This is a genomic window from Vibrio sp. RC2502, assembly GCF_054850435.1.
The window spans coordinates 634,814-651,626 of the sequence record NZ_CM141453.1 but is presented as its reverse complement, the minus strand read 5'-3'; the positions used below and the strand labels follow the sequence as shown (position 1 = coordinate 651,626).

The following is a 16,813-nucleotide window of genomic DNA, read 5'->3' as shown; positions in this document are numbered from 1 at the left end:
CACCCAATCAAAAGAGAAAAGCCGTTATTGAAAACTTAGATTCCACAAATAAGCAACAGCACAAATAAAAAAAGACCCTGCTAAAAAGCAGAGCCTTTATAAAGAGTTAAATTATTTATTGGCAGGAAATCTCATCCCAGAACCAGTTGCTCTGCGTTGGGCTTTCCCACACTCCAGGGCCGTTTTTTGCGACAAAGCATTTGTTTTGGTACGTCACTTTATCACCGTTAGCCACTTGAGTTACGCCTGGCTCCCACTGAATGAAGTTACCTGTTACTGGTGGCACTGGCTCAGTGACCGGAGGCTCTGGTTCTGTGACTGGCGGTTCAGGTTCAGTCACAGGTGGTTCAGGTTCCGTTGTTGGCGGCTCCGTAGGTGTGCCTGAAACCAACTTCCAAGGGTCTCCTTTCGTTGGCTCATTACCTTGTGACCACCATTTCGCTTCGTAAACAGCACCTTGGTAAGAAACTTGATCACCAGTGTTGTAGACTTTGCCTGAATCCCAAGCTGCCACGCCACCTACAGGTGGATCGACCGGATCTACAGGGTCTAACTTGTCAACCACACGAACTTCAGGCCAACCCGCATGAGATTGGTAGAAGTTAGTTACACACTTCTCGTAATCGCCCGCAACTAGCGCAGAGTAAGCCGTTTGGAAACCAACCAACTCACATTCAAACGAATGGCCTCCAGGGCGATCTGAGTAGTATTTCCAGTTACCATCCCAGTTAGTGTAAAGCACGTCAGTTGCACCATTTAGGTTTAGGCTGCCGTAAGGCGTTTGCTGCCAACAAGTGTTCTTCTCGTCAGCTTCAATTGGAATTTGGTAGTGTGCCGCCAAACCTTCCCAGTAACGGATACGGTTAACAGGCTGACCTTTATCCTTGTTTTGCTCACCACACTCAATACCACCATTGATCACGTTGATAGTGGTGCCGAAACCGTAACCAATGCCTGCATCAAGTTCACGTTGTGAAGGAACCCAAGTACGGTCAATTACATGTAGCATTGCTGGTTTAGGTGCTTGTGGGGTTAGGAAGAACCAGATAGCCGATGCCAAGTTCAGCCACGAATCCGCAACCAAACCTGGATTTTTCAGCAATACAGATGCATCACCATCAAACATCACTTCAGAGAACGCGCCATAGTTAAAGTGGTAAGAAAGCTGTTTAGCACCACGTCCAAAGTAACCTTGTCCCGGTTCACATGGCCAACGTTTGTTTTGCCAGTCATTCTGACCACAACCTGTCGTGTAACCTTCTTGACCTTCTGACCAGCCCATTTCACGTACGTGAACCAAAGCTTGCTGCCACTCTTCCAATCCTAGAGGGTTATCCGATACGTTATCAATCGAAATATGACCACCGGTTTCCTGCGCAAAGTGAGCAAAGGCTGTCACGATCGATTTTTTACAAATCGCATCCGAATCACGGCCATCAGTGTACTCACCACAAAATGCTGGGAATTTACCAATCGCACGTAGGAAACGCGTGTAAGTGTATTCAGGTGCGGCCATTTGAGTCAGGAAGTCCCACTCGCTTTCAGGGAACACACGCTCTACACGCTTCACGTTTTCTGGGTTGGTTGCCGCTCCAGGAACAATCGCTTCGACGACTGAGTTAGGACGCGTCTCTAGTGCTTGTGACCAAATGGCATACATAGGGTCAGAGGTTTTGCTTTGCTCCATAGCTTGAACGTCACCACGAGCAATGACATAACCATTCGGATTTTGCGGATCAGGCTGGATATTCATACTTGCATTCGCTTGTGCCGCTAGGACACAACTCAATGCAATAGGAAGATGTTTGAGTGCAAACATGTCTAGTCTCCGGGTTTAACAATACAATATACAAGGAATAACTAGACATATAGTGGATCATATATAAAAAACGCCGAGCGAAGTGAGTTCATTCTGCGAGACAAAATGAATAAATAAGTCCTTGCACACATTTTGTCACAAGAAAAATGTTACCTTGACTCAAAAGAAAAGCGGAGGCTGACTACGCCTCCGTTTGATGATATTTCTATCTCTATTACTCTGCTGAAACAGACTCAAGTTGCTCGGTTGGCTTCTGTTTTGATAGCACATAGTAAATAGCGAACTGAGCGACAATCGCCGCAAGTACAATCACAGGTGAGGCAGCAACGCCTGCCAAAAGAAAGCACCCAAGTGCAATCACGCCATTCAACACCGCGTAAGGCAACTGTGTACGGAAGTGCTCATACTGTTCACACCCTGCTCCTGTTGACGACAGAATCGTGGTTTCAGAGATTGGAGAACAGTGATCACCAAATAAACCGCCAGATAACACGGCACCAATGCAAACTAGCAAAGGAGCATCAATCGCAACGGCCGTTGGGATCACTAATGGCATCATGATGGCGAACGTGCCCCAAGATGATCCCGTAGCAAACGAGATAATACCGGCAAGCAAAAAAGCAACGGCTGGCAATAGCCAATACGGGAAACCGGCTTGAGCTTGTTCAGCAATATATGCAGCTGCACCTAATTCTTTCCCAACAGAGCTAAGCGCCCAAGCCAATACCAAGATAACCGCGACAGACATCATGTTTGACATGCCTTTGAGGTACACTTGGATACCATCGGAAAGCTTTCTGACGCCATAAAACGCCATCAGCGCAATTAGAGTGAAGGCCGCGAAGAAGTACGCCGAAGAGAGTGCAGCCCTAAACGTTGAGCCTGCCACTTTTTGAAATGGAAAACCGTGTGGCACCAGGATGGTACATAGAACCACCAACATAACGAGCAAAGGCGCCCAGACAAAACTAGATTTTGCATTTTTATGCACAAACACATCCATCGATTCCTGAACTTTTCCAAAATCAGAACCCTGTTCTGCTAACTGCTCAGCCTTCGCCATCGGTCCGAAATCTAACTTGAAGAAAGAGACAATCGGCACAATCGCGATCGCAAGAAAGGCATAAAACTGATACGGGATCGCACCAATGAAAGCATCCCAGTCACTCATACTGACATTCAGGGCAATAAACTCTTTTTGAATCAATCCCATGATGTAAACGCCCCACCCGATAAAAGGAATCAAGATTGCGACGGGAGAGGAAGTAGAATCGATAATGAAAGCTAATTTTTGGCGTGATACTTTTAACTTATCAAATAAAGGGCGAAAAACAGGGCCAACAATCAGTGGTGTACCAAGGTCTGAGAAGAAAATAACGACACCACCGAACCATGCTGATAGTTGAGCTTGGCATTTACTCGCCACCCATTGGGTAACCTTTTTAGCAAAGGCGACACCGCCGCCGGACTTTTCCATTAAAGCGACGAAACCACCAATAAACACTAATAACAAAATCACACCAGCGTTGTAGCTATCCGTAAGTTGCGGCAGTAGATAGCTTTTCATCAACGCACTAAACGAGTCTAGTGGTCCTTTTTCAACAAAGGTGCCTTCAAGCATAGCGACGCCACTGACCACACCGGCGAACAAACCAACGACGACATTTCTCGTAGTCAGCGCGAGGAAAAGGGTAATAAGGATGGGAATGAGGGAGGTAACGTCAGCCTGTTCCATAGCAATACCATTTTTAATATTTAAACAATAAAAATGAATATATATCTAATTTTGGCGCATGTATATATTTCTCACGAAAAATTTGAGCCACCTCTTCACAAATTGGAAGTACAAAAAAACCAGCCCGAAGGCTGGTTCTTGTTAACTCAACAATCTAGAGGAAAATTATTCCCACTCGAATATCAACGAGCACAAAATACATCTAAATAACAGCTAGTTAGAAATGCCACCTTTCTCGATACCATCATCTATACCATGCGCAGATTTTTTTTGATTTTTTGCGTCTCGTCGGCGTTTTAGTTCAGCCTTGCCCCAAGCTGAGGATTCTTTCATATCGCGACGAAGCTCTTGTATCTCTTCAACACTAAGCCGTCGTGGGCCCGAGGTAATTCTATCCATCTTGTGCCTCCAACTTGTCGCAGTACATTTTAAAACGCATCAAAACATGAGTTACTAGCAAGAAATATTGGGGATATTTTTAGATTGTTTTTCATACACATCTTGAAAGCCATCAACACTGCCCAAAGATTATACAACGAGGAATAACCTCGTTAAATAAAAGGATCAAATCATGGGTTTGAAACCAGGGCCAAAACCAATAGCCAAGTCGACCGGCAAGCCAGATCAACGTCGACGTGACAACAAAAAAACTCCAGGAAACACTCCCGGCTTAAAGCCAAGCAAATCCTCGACCAAGTAACGCTACCTCAATATCGAGTCAGTGTAAGTGGTACTGACTCTTGTTTTAAAACCGATCACCTATTTTTTCCTGAGTTCTACCAGCGCCGATCGCAGCACACTAGTTAGGTGGTACTTCTTCACTATTTCATCAACAGAAAATGGACAAGCATTACTTTTCATGCATTCGACATACTTTTCGATATCAGAATCAAGTAATCGATATGCTTTAAGAGGTAGGAATTTTTTTAGTTTCAAATAGCTAGTTTTTCATTAACTATCAGATAGTAAGTAAAATTTTGAATGTATTATTTTCGGCTTCATCACAGTCTTTTGCTGATTTCGCATCTATATTTCATTGAGTTGTGGAATTCATTGGTTGATGCTTTAGGTAGTGTATGTGCTGAAGGTGTGCGATTTCAGCATACTAAACAGAAGTAGTCGAAGAATATCTGAAAACACTAAGTAAACGCAGTCGTCTTAATTCCTAGTTGATAAAGGTGTTTATACTTTTCACGTAATTCAGAGCTTAAATTCCAGTTCTTTTGGATGAGCAGGCTTATATCGGGTGTAAGAAAATTTTCCAAAGGCAAAGGAGATAGCTATTTATGGAGACATTGGGTAACGAAGCGCTTTACTTTGAATATCGCAAAACCAAGATTGGGTATTTAACTCGTTTAGCTGTTGAAGAAGGAGCTCAACGCCTCAATGCTGGTTTACTTGATGATGGCTCCTATTCAATTGTGAGCAAGGGATTAAAACTGAAGGCAAACCTCAAAAAAGGGCGAGGAAAGCGTAAGGGGCAGTATATTGTAGATGGGTGTGTGATACCTGATTCCGTATTGGCGTCCACTTTTTATAGCGGAGTTAATATTAATGGAGTTGGTTTAGATAACGAGGAACTCAGACCTGCACAAAAAGGAGCAATTCACGGTTTACTATGTCACTGGTCACTAAGTAATGAGCCTGCTACGGTAGTTTTGCCAACAGGTACTGGTAAAACGGAAACTATGTTAGTAGCCACTCTTGTCGACAAGGCAAAAAGAACACTAGTTATAGTCCCCACAATTGAACTAAAAAGTCAGATTGCTGGAAAATTTGGTAGTTGGGGAATATTACGTGAACTAGGTGTTCTACCTGAAAGTGCACCAAATCCATGTGTATTGACACTAGATAAAACAGTTTTGTCCGTAGAGGATCTTGAGGCTATAGAACTAGCTGACGTGGTTGTTACTACACCTGCTTTAATTGCTAGAGCAACTCAATGTTTGCACAAAAATTTAGCTAATTCATTTTCTCATGTGTACTTCGATGAAGCTCATCACGTACAAGCCAACGAATGGAACTCAATCAAAAGCCTTTTCTCTGACTCAAAAATAGTGCAGTTTACCGCAACACCATATCGACACGATAAAAAGCCAATTGAAGGGAAAATTGTATACAACTATCCGCTATCACAAGCTTTAATGGATAACTGCTTTTCAAACATTTCACTTGTAACTATTGATGAAAGACATCCAAGAAAAAAAGATAAAGCAATAGCAGATGCAGCCATATCTCGTCTTAGGGAAGATAGAAAAAAAGGTTGGACTAAGCATCGTGTAATGGTTAGAACAGGCAGCCAGAAACAAGCGGATAAGCTTTTTTTACAGTACCAACAGTGGTTTCCTGAGGAAAGAATTGTGCTAATTCACAATAAAACTCCCGGAAAGAAAGAAATAATAAAGAGGATAAAATCCGGGGAGTATGACATTGTTGTCTGCGTTGATATGTTAAAAGAAGGGTTTGATTATCCGGAATTTAAGATTGCAGCAGTACATAGCGTTCATAAATCTCTTGGAGTGCTTCTTCAATTTATCGGACGTTTTACTCGGACTCGAAAAGACTTGGGTGATGCATCTTTTGTTGTTAATTATGCAGAAGAAAAAATGTCCTTAGAACTGGAAAACCTTTTTCAAGATGGTACCGGTTGGGAGAATGTAATTAGCGAAATAGCAGATGCAAAGAAAGTGGAAGCTGAGTCACTTCTATCTTTTCTTCAAGGATGCAAACCATACTCTGGCTTCGACTCAGCAGATATTGAATTGAACCCCAAATTGGTTTACCCCGCTCTAAGTTGTTTATGCTTTCAAGCCGAGAAAGTCGATTGGGGATCCTTTAAGGGTGCCTTCAACTTATCACACTATTCACTGTCTCAGCCATATATTAACGAAAAAGAAAATGTATTCTATTTCACCACACAAAAAAGAGAGCAAGTTAAGTGGGCAAGAAGTAATAAAATGCGGGACCAAAACTGGGACTTGATAGTCATGCATTTTGATGACCGCTCTAAACTCCTTTACATTGGTTATACTGAAAAAAGTTTAGATATAGATAACTTAGTAGATAAATTAACAAATAAGGAGCCCGAACTCATTAAAGGGGATTGCGTTTTCCGTTCGTTCGATTCGATAAAAAGGTTAAGTATTATCCATGCTGGCATATTTAAACCTGCAAATCACTTACATCGTTATTCGAAGTTGAGTGGTGCTGATGTATCAACAGAACTAGAGCGATGGAAAGAAGGAAAGCGTTGCAAGAAATCCGATTTTGTTGGTATCGGCTACCGAGGAGGGTTTCCTGTTAGCGTTGGAGCCTCAGTAAAAGGGAAGATTTGGAGCCCGTCGAGACGAGGAGACCTAAAAGAATGGAAGCTGTGGTGTCTGGAAATAGGAAAACTGATTACCGATGAAAGCATCGATTCTAATCAGTTATTAGAAGACTCAGCTCAAAAAGTTCAAATAGAATCCTATCCAGACGATTTGATAGTACTTTCAACTGACTGGTCTGAAGACTTATATGATCGTATCCACAAGATCACACTAGAGCATGGGCAATATGGTTCTTATTTATTATCGGAAGCAAAACTAAAGTTGCTATCAACAAAAGGAAAAACAGCTAATTTTGTTTTAAAGCTATTAGACCAAGAGTTGTCATTTAAAGTTGTTCTCGGTAGTGAAAACGGTCATGAAGTAAGAGGGCTGAATAGCAGTGGATATCATATTGAAGGGCTTAAGGCTACTCCTATTTCTTTAGAGCAATTTTTTCAAGAGTACCCTCCAACTATGTTTTTGCTAAATGGTTGCACTATAGCAGGCTGCATCCATACCGATTACGGGGAAGAGTTTATACAATCAATTCCGAACGATAAAATAGTTGCAGTAGATTGGGAGGATACAGACTTTACCATTGAATCGTATTATAAAAGTGATAAACCAAGACAAAAGTCCATTCAAGAATTCATGATGCGTCGAATGGTCGAGGAAGGGGCCACCGTAGTATTTAACGATGACAACTCAGGTGAGTCATCTGATATTGTTGCAATTTTTCTTGAAGATGAATTGATTAGATTTAATATGATTCATTGTAAGTACTCTAAAGAAAAATCTGGTGCAAGAAAATCTGACTTGTATGAAGTATGCGGTCAAGCAATCATTTCTCTACGCTATAAATGGAAAACGGAAGAGTTACTTAAACACTTAGATAGAAGAAACAGGACTGGTGTATTAAATGGAAAACGTTTCTATCATGGTGAAACAAGCGACTTAATCAAAGTTAAACAAGCCTTAAAGTACTGTAATGTTGAATTTGAGTTTGCTATCGCTCAACCTGGAGTTGCCATATCACAGATTGATGCTGAAATGAGTAGTTTTTTAAACTCAATTTACTCAACGGTTATTGAAATGACAGAGACACAATTAAAGTGTTATTTCAGCGCTTGATTCGGGACTTAGCGTCCTTTTGTTAGAGTAAGGCATAGAAACGGTTAAAGAGATACTATAGTCGGAAATCAAAACGTCAAATTGCTTTCCGGCGAGAAGCGAATTAGGAAATATTACTCAGCTGTTTGAAAAATCAGCATAAAGGAATAAGATAAAGATTGAGATCAGTAGATAGCATGCTCGAAACTCTCAATTTCCGTTCACGGTCGGTATCATATGAACTGATTCCGTTTTGCTATTTGGGATACCAGAAGTAATCCTTGGGGTTGAAACACACCGTTGCTGTAACTCGAAAGTGTCCAAAGGTGCGCTGACGGCACGTGCAACACGATTTCCCCAAAGCAAGCTAGAATAATGAATCAAACACACATTGCTAAACTGGATTTACCATGGAAAAGCTAATACTAGCAGTAAAAAGCAAATCTCTAGTGGTGTGTTCAAAGAACGGATAGGCGTACGGCGAAATTGTCCTTAGAATGCTCACAGAATCAAAAAAAGCACCTGAAAGGTGCTTTCTTTGAAAATTTTTCGGTACTAGGACATCAAACTTAATTGAGTAGGACCTAGCCCTCACTGTGTAAGTCGGGCGGAAACCGCACTTCTTGGTATCTAGTCTAGGTTAGTTATGACTGCTATGTCAAGAAAATCTTTGATATTAAACCTGACTAATAACCATGTATAATGACTCGTATTAAACATAAGCGAAAATCAGCCAGTTATGACCATAAAATCAATAAAGTCATCTTTATCTCTTAAGCGTCTATCCACATACCTTACCCCGCCAATTGGCTGTAAAACGGATGAAGCCGCTTTAGGGGCTTACTTGTGGAATCAAGAAGTAAGCAGCGTCATGGGAAGCGTCCTACACACTATTGAAATTTCGTTGCGCAACGCAATATATGATAGCTATCTTAACTATGTAAAAGGGCACATTCAAGCTGGCACGGCCCAATCAACAGCTGCAAACATCCTCGGTCCTGTAAGGGGCAACCCTGAAATGTGGTTTAGGATGGCATTCACAGCCCAAACGAATAAAACAGCTGTAGATATCATTAATCGTGTAAAGGCTCAACTAAATACGGAAAAGAAACCAAAAACTCCTGATAATTACATTGCAAAGTTAACACTGGGTTTTTGGGTGGAACTGATTGATAAAGCTTATAGTATTAATAGTCCTGACAATACAACTGGTTTAATACTCTGGCCTCCAATTCGTTCTGATGTATTTCCTAACGCTACTCGTAAAGGTAATCCGCTTGGCATCAATGAAATTCGAGATGAGCTAAAGTATATCAATAAACTTCGTAATCGCTTAGCTCATCATGAACCTTTATGGAAAACTAATAGCCAGTTTGATGTTAAGTCCATTATTAATAAAGTAATCAGTGACTATCAACGATGCATCACTGTCATTAATTGGATAAATCCATCCATGACAAAGCTACTATCCATGGTGGAAAATCACAATAGAATCAATGAACTGTGTAAACTGGAGACACTAGAACGAATGATGAAGCTGCCTGTTGACTTAGACAATATGCCAGATGAAGATTTGTTGACTAATCTGCTCTTAATTGATGAAACTAGAGAGGGAAAGATAATTTCAGTTACCAAAGGCGGCGGCCTTTTCATTCGTGACTCTTCAAATCAGACATTTTTTTCACCAAAATCTGAAATTAAGCTGCCAGATGGCCACGCGGGTCTTACAATAAATGATAAAGTAAGGTTTGTGGGAGCACCTCCTAAAGATCCAAATGACTCAAAACAGAAACCTCTAGCTCTAGGCATTTCTATTGCGCCTAATTAATGTTTTTGCAAGACATGTAGACACTTTTTCAAGGAATTCGTGCTTAACTGCATCGCACAGGTTTACTAAACTTCAGTTAATCCATAACACTCTAAATTGACAATCTCACTGACGCATTTATGTCCAGAAACAGAAGCGAGTTAAAGCATCACCATAACCAGTTTGATGTATATGAAAATACAGGCCGGTGCACCATCACCGGCCCGTGTGCTTTCTAACTACTTGCGTCGGCCAAACGGCCAGCGTCTCATGTTGTCGATTTGATCGACCGATCTCGTCATGTCCTTGTAAATGCACCAGGCCAACTTGTTTTGGGGTACCTCCATTTTGTCGGCAATGGCTTTCATCTTTGGACCGTGCCCGATGTTATGCAGCCGCTGGCCAAAAAAATAGAAGGCCAGCATCACAATGAACATCACTGCGAAGAAACCAAATACCTCCGCAAGGTTTTGAGGTGGAAAGTTAAACTCCATAATCAGTAATCCTTATCTAGTTCGGCCGAACGGCCTTTATTGACAAAGCTAGCAACCTCTTCATTGCGTTCCTGGGCATACGAAACGTAGTCCTCAACGCCAAAGGTGTGCTTTTCCGGGTTGCGCTCTTGCCATTCAGCATGTGCTTGGCGGGCTTCTTCCTGGTCCTCGCTGGATAGGCCATCAAAGCCGCCGATTTGATTCATCCAGCTAGTACCCACACCGCCCAGGCTATCGTTATCAAATGCAGGGGAAGCATCGTCAATCGTCCTCCTTATCGCCGTCATCCCCGTCATCTTTCGTGCTGTTTCGGATCGAGCTGGCTAAACGGCCACCGGCAGTGTGGCCAAGTCTTTCTCCGACCATATCCCCCATTCCCTTTATCAAATTAGCGCTAGTATCCGCTGCAATACGACCCGCTTTTACAGCGCTACCTTTAAAGCCACCGCCAGAGGATTCGCCATTACTAAAAGATTGACCGGAAGCTTGGGAGAAGGAGCCAGCCTCGTCAGAATCACCGCTACCGCTAAATGCACTGCTAAGGCTCGACATCACGTCAGCATTGTTCGCTACGTTCTCACCGGCTTTTGCAAACGCAGCTTGAATAGCAGACGCACCGCCAGCGGTAGCCATTGCTGCACCGGCAGCCATACCACCAGTGGCAACAGCCGCTCCGGCCATCGCACCAGCACTTATGCTGCCAGCCCCCGCCGCCGCGCCGCCTCCAGGAACTAGGCTAGCAACCACATTGGGAACAGAGTGAATAAGCATTACGAGAACCAGTGAAACGACAAAGATCACCAGCAGTTCACGCATAGGGGCGTCATTGGATAGATCAGCATAAAAACCGTCCATAATCGACATGGCAATGCCAATGAGCAAAGTCATTGTCATCAGCTTCAAAGCAACGCCCAATACGCTTTTGAAGTAGTTGATTGCTATATCTGAAGTCCAACGCGAACCACCAAACCCCAGCACGAAAACACCGGCATATATCAATATCCAAGCTGTTACCAAGGCCAACAACACATTAGCTGCCACAACCGCCATACATGCCAAAATTGCTAGCGTGATGAAGAAGATAGACAAGTTATCTATAGGGTTTGTGAAGCTGTAGGACTCACCTGCTTTAACAATAATGTCGAAAGCAATGCTAATAGGCTCTGAGGGGGTTAGGTCTCTCGGAAGGCCACCGGCTTGAGCACCGATCGTTCTCAACGAGTCGATGATTGACGTCGCAAAGTCCGGGCCGTTTCTGAGTAACCAGAGGAAGAAACCAAACGTCAGGATAAAGCGCATAAACTCGGCAAAGAACTCCCTCATATCAGCTTGTTTAAGGATTAAAGTCCCGCCAGTCCAAACAAGAGATATAGTGCCCAGCGTCCAAAACAGCCACACGGCATGGTTTGTAATTACCGTACTCCAAGTGGCACTGGCGATCATGAAGCGCATAGCCACCTCATCCAAGACACCATTAGGCTCAATGGCCGCCGACGCAGTTTGCGAGGTAAGTAAAACAGCTAGTAGCATCACAAGTCGAATGCATATCTTGCTCATAATTAGAACCCCTTATTCTCGGAGCGATCCGTGTGCTCGCCCATATTCCAAAGACAGTTCCCTTCTTCCCTCTGCTCTTTCGTCAGGCTCGGGTTATTACAGTTGATCGTTGTAGACTTTGGCCCTCCATCTTCACCACACCCTACCAGAACGAAAGAGGCCAACACGCTGACGATAAAAACTCGAATGATATTCTTCATGATTAGAACCCCCTGTTTTTTGAACGGTCGGTTGGATCTCCCATATCAAATAACCTTTCACGGGACGCTTGATATTGAGCTTCGCGGTCGGCTTCAGCCTGCATTCGAGAACCAACAGCATTCTGCTGAGCAATCAACAAGCTACGGATTTGAAGGAGTTGGTTGGCTTGGTTACTAGCAAGCTGGTTGGCATAGCCAATAGCAGCTAACTGACCATCAGCTCCCTGGGCAGCTGACTGTAATCGGTGCAGCTGACGAGCGTCAGCCTGCAAGTTTTTATGCTGTAGCTTCAAGCCTTCAAAGAGAGCATCGTTGGCTGTTTTCTGGGATTCGGACGCCAAGCGACGGTTTTCTTCCATCCTCGCTTGCTCTGCAGGCGTACAACCTCCAGATCCATTGAAGCAAGGTGAACTGCGGTAGTAGGCCACATCCTGGAATTTGCTTAGGTAAGCATCAAGGCTACCAAGCTGGTTTTGATAATAAGCAAGCGTATTGGTGGCATGAGTTAAATCATCAATCGTCGATTGTGCCTGGTCCCAAATATAAGCCGCTGGGGCCATCGTGTTTTGCAGCTGGTTTTCATACTGCTGCAACTGAGTTTGGTACTGTTGGATCTGCTTGGCTGTTTGAGTGACAGACTCCATTGCTGACATAATATTTTGTGTCAGGTTCGTTCCATCAACAACCGGAATCCCAGCGACTACCGGTATGGGAGAGATAAGCGCTAATGAAATAGCAACCGTAGGTATTTTAGCCGCTAAAATACGTATATTGTTCATGATTGAGTGCCCTTAGTATTGTCGTGACTAAGTTGCACCCACCAACCTGTATCGGCCTAAAATCTATAGATATAAGCCTCTACCCCTACTGAAAATCAGCGGTGAATGTGGACCTCTACAAAGATAGGTTGTCACTTTCTATCCTGGCGTCCGACCTGCGCGACACCTTAAAAACGCGCGGCCTTAGAGCTTTGAAACATAGGTGTCATTCCCCTTAAAACTGGTTAGGAGTCCAAGGGTTAAAATCGAGAATTAGATACCTCGTAGAGCAAGATGTCGTTGAGCCCGAAGGTGCGAATAAGTAGTGAGTGAAATAGGAACCATCAACTTGTTGGTGGGCCTACTTCACCTATCTTGCCCGCACCTCAGCACTGTTTATCCATGTTTTGCTATCTGTATATTTCTGCAAAGACGATGAATCTTGTCTGTATTTGTATGTATATGTCTGAAATCACATGGGAAAGGCTTGTAATATTATTTCGATTCCAAATATCTCCCGCCCCTCAAATGTCAATAAATGTTGAAACGCCAAGAAAATTAAATATTAAAGAAATTAATTTTCAATAACTTAAAAAACTCCCATGCCGTTCAAATCCGTTCTATTGACAGTTTCAGACATGTATAAATCAGCTGCACAAGTCGGTGTTTCATAAACTACATTGTTCCAATTTTCCAATTTCGAGATTCAAACCTCTCAGTCTTTACCAAATTATCCACTGTGTTTTTCGCTTAACTACAGGTTAATTTTTTATATAGGTAAACCTACAGGAAAGTACTATAGGAGGTTCCACAACCATCTGTTATTAAAAAGCTTTTTGGCCTTTCTCGGGACAGAACATGCGCACTCCGGGACAAAACATGCGTAAACCGGGACAAAACATGCGCAAAACTCCTCCTTTAAAGCGGGACAAAACATGCGTGGATAACTTTCTAATTTCCCAGACTTACTAACACCTAAAACGATGGTGTATACAGTTCCATTACGCTTCAATATCCCGTTCAATCTGTCGTTTTGTCCGTCGAGGTACTTGAGGAGCACTTGGCTTCAAAAGTAATCCTTTTTCGGTTGGAGTAGCATCTAGTTCTGGCCATGCCTGTTGTACCTTTTTAAGTCCACCATTGAACCGTCGTTTAAAGTCTTTGACATTGGCGTAATTCGCTCCCAATTGTCCCATCAAACCTAACCAAGGGATAATTGTGGCTCGCTTTAAATAACTCACCCGATAAGTCGCCCAGCAATATATATCTACGGCCATCGGAGAACGCTTAATCAACCGCAGAACTCTCATATCCAAAGGGACAGGTTTATCTGTAATAAGTTGAAAAAACTTAGGCGATAGTTCCACCCAAGATTCCCCTAATGAATCTTGATCGGATTGCTTTGTACTCCACCAAATATGGGAAAAATCAGCAACCCTAGCTCCTGTTTCATCTTCACAAATATATCCACCTTCATCATTTAGTTCTGTATAACTGACACTGATCGTAGTTTTGAACAACCGCCGCATTTGGTCCCTAAAGGGGTCTATTGGCCCATTTTCTCCCCCACTTGAACGCACCCCTAGTTTTTTCATAAAACCTCTTTGAGAATCTCCTAGTTCAAGCTTGCGTGCTTCCTGTTCTGTGATAAAGCCATTGTCCAGTTTTGACTTATTTCTCACTGCTTGTGTACTTACCCAAACCAAGAGATAGCGTGCATAACAACCGAAAGGCAAACCTACAGATGATGGTGCCATCATGTGCATCGTGAAATTACCATTCTTCCGGCTCCACTCATTCGATTTTGGATTGCTGTGCGGCATGGTTGCTTGAATCAGAAGTCGAGCAATAAATCCGAGTTCATTAGCCTCCTGAGCACTGCATTCTTGAATCTCTATGATGGAGTCTACGTAGCTCGATCTCACCTCAACTTTTGTTTTACGGCGCACTACTGGGACATTTTTTTTCTTGTTTGATACAAGGAACTCTGTATCCATAAAATCTTCAAACGACATATTGATTACTGACTACCAAAAAAAGCCCGGTCTAGCTGCTTTGAATGCAGACCTGCGTTTTTCTTCTATCCAGTTTTCAACCTCCGCAAGATCCCACGCCACACTGCGGCTAGTAAGTACTATTCGTCGAGGAAACTCTCCCCGTTGCTCCATGTTGTAAATAGTCCGATCAGACAAAGGAATCATCTTGAGTAGTGTCTTGCGGTTAATCAGGGTTTTATGTGCCAGCTCCTGCATGTCTTTGCCTCCTCTTAGTTACTGAGACCTGACTATGCCAATATTTTTTAAACTCCGGATTGGACGTTTTGGCTGATTAAGTTGAGCCTTCATTTATTTTCATATTGATAAAGGACCAGCTACCAATAAATGCAAGTGGTTGCTAATATATTCATTGCTTAGCCATTGGCGACATGACACTGCAGTATGGGGGGACGGGAGTGACAGATGGAACATGCTGAAATCGAAAAGGAAGCGAGTGTTCGCTTAGACACATACTTTATATCTGTATGGGAAGATTGCGACGCCTTTGTCGCCGATGGCATACGGGAGTTTCGAGATCGTTGGGCAAACTACACCGTACATTCAAGAAGAAAAGACCCTAGAAGCCATTTGAAAGATGTTCTGGCCTACGACAAGTTAGAAACAGATAAACTCCCTATTGGAGAGCTCATCTTAGAAGTTCTCGATCCCAAGGTATCGGCGTTCCTTAGCTCTCTTCCTGAGAGTCATTTTCATTTCTTTCCAAATCCCTATCTGAATATTAATCGCTCACCCTTGCCACGTTCAAAAGCTAAATTGACCATGACAGAACGAGTCACACGTGAGATGTCTCGTAAATATGGCTCCAAATTTAAAGAAGATACTCCATTAACCAATCTAGTCATGATGATGGGATTTAAAAACGCTCATGATGTGATCAAACAGCAACTACGACATTTTGAGAATACTGAGCATCAATATCGGCCTATAGATTTTAGGTTTCAAGCAACCGTAGATAATCTGCTCGAACTATTATGGCTGCTTCACCTGACACCTACGCGATTTAAACAACATAGTGCCGACACCAAACTTAATGCACGACGAAAGCAAACCTACTGTGAGCTATGTGGCCAAAGAAATGAACTCGCAGAATATTTCTATAAGCTAGATAACAATATGCCAAATGATGAATATCAGATAGATAATCACAACGAAAAAAATCCTGACAACAAGAAAAAACTGCAGCTCAGCCACCGGTATTGCTCTCGCCATAAACCGAAAAACATTGATGGCCGCACTTGGAATTCGACATACAAAAGTGCTCTGAAATCAAAGGGCCAATTTGAGAAGGAATTACGACGATTGCAGCTTCACATTTTCAAAGTCGAACAGCTTAAAGCTGTATCAGGAGATGAACTAGTTGACCAGTATTTCTACCACTTCCTCCAAGATAAATGCGTAACGCAAAAGCAAGCTGACGCATTTTTCCATTACATTAGGAATAATTTCGAGTACCCGGTAGAGCTAAAGGGCGAAACAGAAAAACTCATTAATGAAGCAGCAGTGAGCTTTACTGGATCTGGTACAACTCTTGGAGCCGGTGATGAAGGAGCTTTACGGAATATAGCCCGAAGAATGGTCGATTCAAGACTTACTGACAATAAGAAAAGAATGCTCGCTCTGAAAAAGCAAGACCAAGGCCTTAGTCAGAAAGCGATTGCTCAAAAACTAACTGAACTTGGTGGTAAAAAAATAACTCCCCAAGCTGTGTCTAAAGCACTAGGAACTATTCGCGATGAGTTTCTCTTACCACGCTAGAAGAACTGACAGAATTTTAGCGGCTAAAATTACCATTCTATAAAATTAGCAAACAGGGTTGACAAATAGGCCACCCAAATTTATTCTATCTATAGTGCAGATGAAATCATCTGTAACGCTCTTTCAAAAGTTACCTTTATTGTGAGCCTGACATATGGCCTAACAGCCGTTCATTTGTAGCAATTCAAAATGAACTATCTTTCCAGCCCACAT

12 protein-coding genes are annotated in these 16,813 nt (G+C 42.7%); 3 read left to right on the top strand and 9 right to left on the bottom strand.

Translation table 11 applies throughout. The features are described from left to right. Positions 1–115: 115 nt before the first annotated feature. The 3 genes from ACYJZR_RS03005 to ACYJZR_RS02995 all read right to left on the bottom strand — a co-directional run bounded on the left by ACYJZR_RS03005 (position 116) and on the right by ACYJZR_RS02995 (position 3,953). Complete coding sequence (locus ACYJZR_RS03005) at positions 116–1,819, bottom strand: chitinase (protein WP_005483748.1); 1,704 nt, start codon at positions 1,817–1,819, stop codon at positions 116–118. Between the two features lie 214 nt (positions 1,820–2,033). Continuing rightward, positions 2,034–3,554: a Na+/H+ antiporter NhaC family protein gene (locus ACYJZR_RS03000; protein WP_140270826.1), complete on the bottom strand. Its 1,521-nt coding sequence runs from the start codon at positions 3,552–3,554 to the stop codon at positions 2,034–2,036. A 213-nt stretch (positions 3,555–3,767) separates the two neighbouring features. Further along, entirely contained in the window at positions 3,768–3,953 is a 186-nt protein-coding gene (locus ACYJZR_RS02995; RefSeq protein WP_017635711.1) for a hypothetical protein, read from the bottom strand. A gap of 887 nt (positions 3,954–4,840) precedes the next feature. On the opposite strand from ACYJZR_RS02995, the gene ACYJZR_RS02990 reads away from it, so the two are divergent. Next, a complete protein-coding gene (locus ACYJZR_RS02990) occupies positions 4,841–7,993 on the top strand; it encodes a DEAD/DEAH box helicase (protein WP_136677715.1) in 3,153 nt (1,050 codons plus the stop codon). 718 nt (positions 7,994–8,711) lie between these two features. Then, positions 8,712–9,800, top strand: coding sequence for an Abi family protein (locus ACYJZR_RS02985; RefSeq protein WP_136677713.1), 1,089 nt, complete (start codon positions 8,712–8,714; stop codon positions 9,798–9,800). Positions 9,801–10,018: 218 nt separating this feature from the next. Here the strand turns inward: ACYJZR_RS02985 and ACYJZR_RS02980 are convergent, their stop codons facing one another. From ACYJZR_RS02980 to ACYJZR_RS02955, 6 genes are all read right to left on the bottom strand, one after another. Next, on the bottom strand, positions 10,019–10,273 hold the full coding sequence (locus tag ACYJZR_RS02980; RefSeq protein ID WP_136677711.1) for a hypothetical protein: 255 nt from the start codon (positions 10,271–10,273) through the stop codon (positions 10,019–10,021). Between the two features lie 2 nt (positions 10,274–10,275). After that, the gene (locus tag ACYJZR_RS02975; RefSeq protein WP_025610286.1) at positions 10,276–10,479 is read right to left on the bottom strand and encodes a hypothetical protein; all 204 of its coding nucleotides are present in this window, start codon (positions 10,477–10,479) and stop codon (positions 10,276–10,278) included. 55 nt (positions 10,480–10,534) lie between these two features. Further along, entirely contained in the window at positions 10,535–11,830 is a 1,296-nt protein-coding gene (gene trbL, locus ACYJZR_RS02970; RefSeq protein ID WP_140363914.1) for a P-type conjugative transfer protein TrbL, read from the bottom strand. Between the two features lie 202 nt (positions 11,831–12,032). Next, positions 12,033–12,809, bottom strand: coding sequence for a P-type conjugative transfer protein TrbJ (gene trbJ, locus ACYJZR_RS02965; RefSeq protein ID WP_025518621.1), 777 nt, complete (start codon positions 12,807–12,809; stop codon positions 12,033–12,035). 980 nt (positions 12,810–13,789) lie between these two features. Next, a complete protein-coding gene (locus ACYJZR_RS02960) occupies positions 13,790–14,803 on the bottom strand; it encodes a replication protein RepA (RefSeq protein ID WP_029855865.1) in 1,014 nt (337 codons plus the stop codon). 12 nt (positions 14,804–14,815) lie between these two features. Further along, the gene (locus ACYJZR_RS02955; protein ID WP_025518619.1) at positions 14,816–15,040 is read right to left on the bottom strand and encodes a helix-turn-helix transcriptional regulator; all 225 of its coding nucleotides are present in this window, start codon (positions 15,038–15,040) and stop codon (positions 14,816–14,818) included. 207 nt (positions 15,041–15,247) lie between these two features. Between ACYJZR_RS02955 and ACYJZR_RS02950 the strand changes: the two genes are divergently transcribed. Further along, a complete protein-coding gene (locus ACYJZR_RS02950; protein ID WP_136677704.1) occupies positions 15,248–16,600 on the top strand; it encodes a hypothetical protein in 1,353 nt (450 codons plus the stop codon). Positions 16,601–16,813 lie beyond the last annotated feature (213 nt).

Excerpts from the sequence above, each read along its gene's own strand:
- ACYJZR_RS03005 (WP_005483748.1), bottom strand. The coding sequence starts at position 1,819 with ATGTTTGCACTCAAACATCTTCCTATTGCATTGAGTTGTGTCCTAGCG.
- ACYJZR_RS03000 (WP_140270826.1), bottom strand. The coding sequence starts at position 3,554 with ATGGAACAGGCTGACGTTACCTCCCTCATTCCCATCCTTATTACCCTT.
- ACYJZR_RS02995 (WP_017635711.1), bottom strand. The coding sequence starts at position 3,953 with ATGGATAGAATTACCTCGGGCCCACGACGGCTTAGTGTTGAAGAGATA.
- ACYJZR_RS02990 (WP_136677715.1), top strand. The coding sequence starts at position 4,841 with ATGGAGACATTGGGTAACGAAGCGCTTTACTTTGAATATCGCAAAACC.
- ACYJZR_RS02985 (WP_136677713.1), top strand. The coding sequence starts at position 8,712 with ATGACCATAAAATCAATAAAGTCATCTTTATCTCTTAAGCGTCTATCC.
- ACYJZR_RS02980 (WP_136677711.1), bottom strand. The coding sequence starts at position 10,273 with ATGGAGTTTAACTTTCCACCTCAAAACCTTGCGGAGGTATTTGGTTTC.
- ACYJZR_RS02975 (WP_025610286.1), bottom strand. The coding sequence starts at position 10,479 with ATGAATCAAATCGGCGGCTTTGATGGCCTATCCAGCGAGGACCAGGAA.
- trbL (WP_140363914.1), bottom strand. The coding sequence starts at position 11,830 with ATGAGCAAGATATGCATTCGACTTGTGATGCTACTAGCTGTTTTACTT.
- trbJ (WP_025518621.1), bottom strand. The coding sequence starts at position 12,809 with ATGAACAATATACGTATTTTAGCGGCTAAAATACCTACGGTTGCTATT.
- ACYJZR_RS02960 (WP_029855865.1), bottom strand. The coding sequence starts at position 14,803 with ATGTCGTTTGAAGATTTTATGGATACAGAGTTCCTTGTATCAAACAAG.
- ACYJZR_RS02955 (WP_025518619.1), bottom strand. The coding sequence starts at position 15,040 with ATGCAGGAGCTGGCACATAAAACCCTGATTAACCGCAAGACACTACTC.
- ACYJZR_RS02950 (WP_136677704.1), top strand. The coding sequence starts at position 15,248 with ATGGAACATGCTGAAATCGAAAAGGAAGCGAGTGTTCGCTTAGACACA.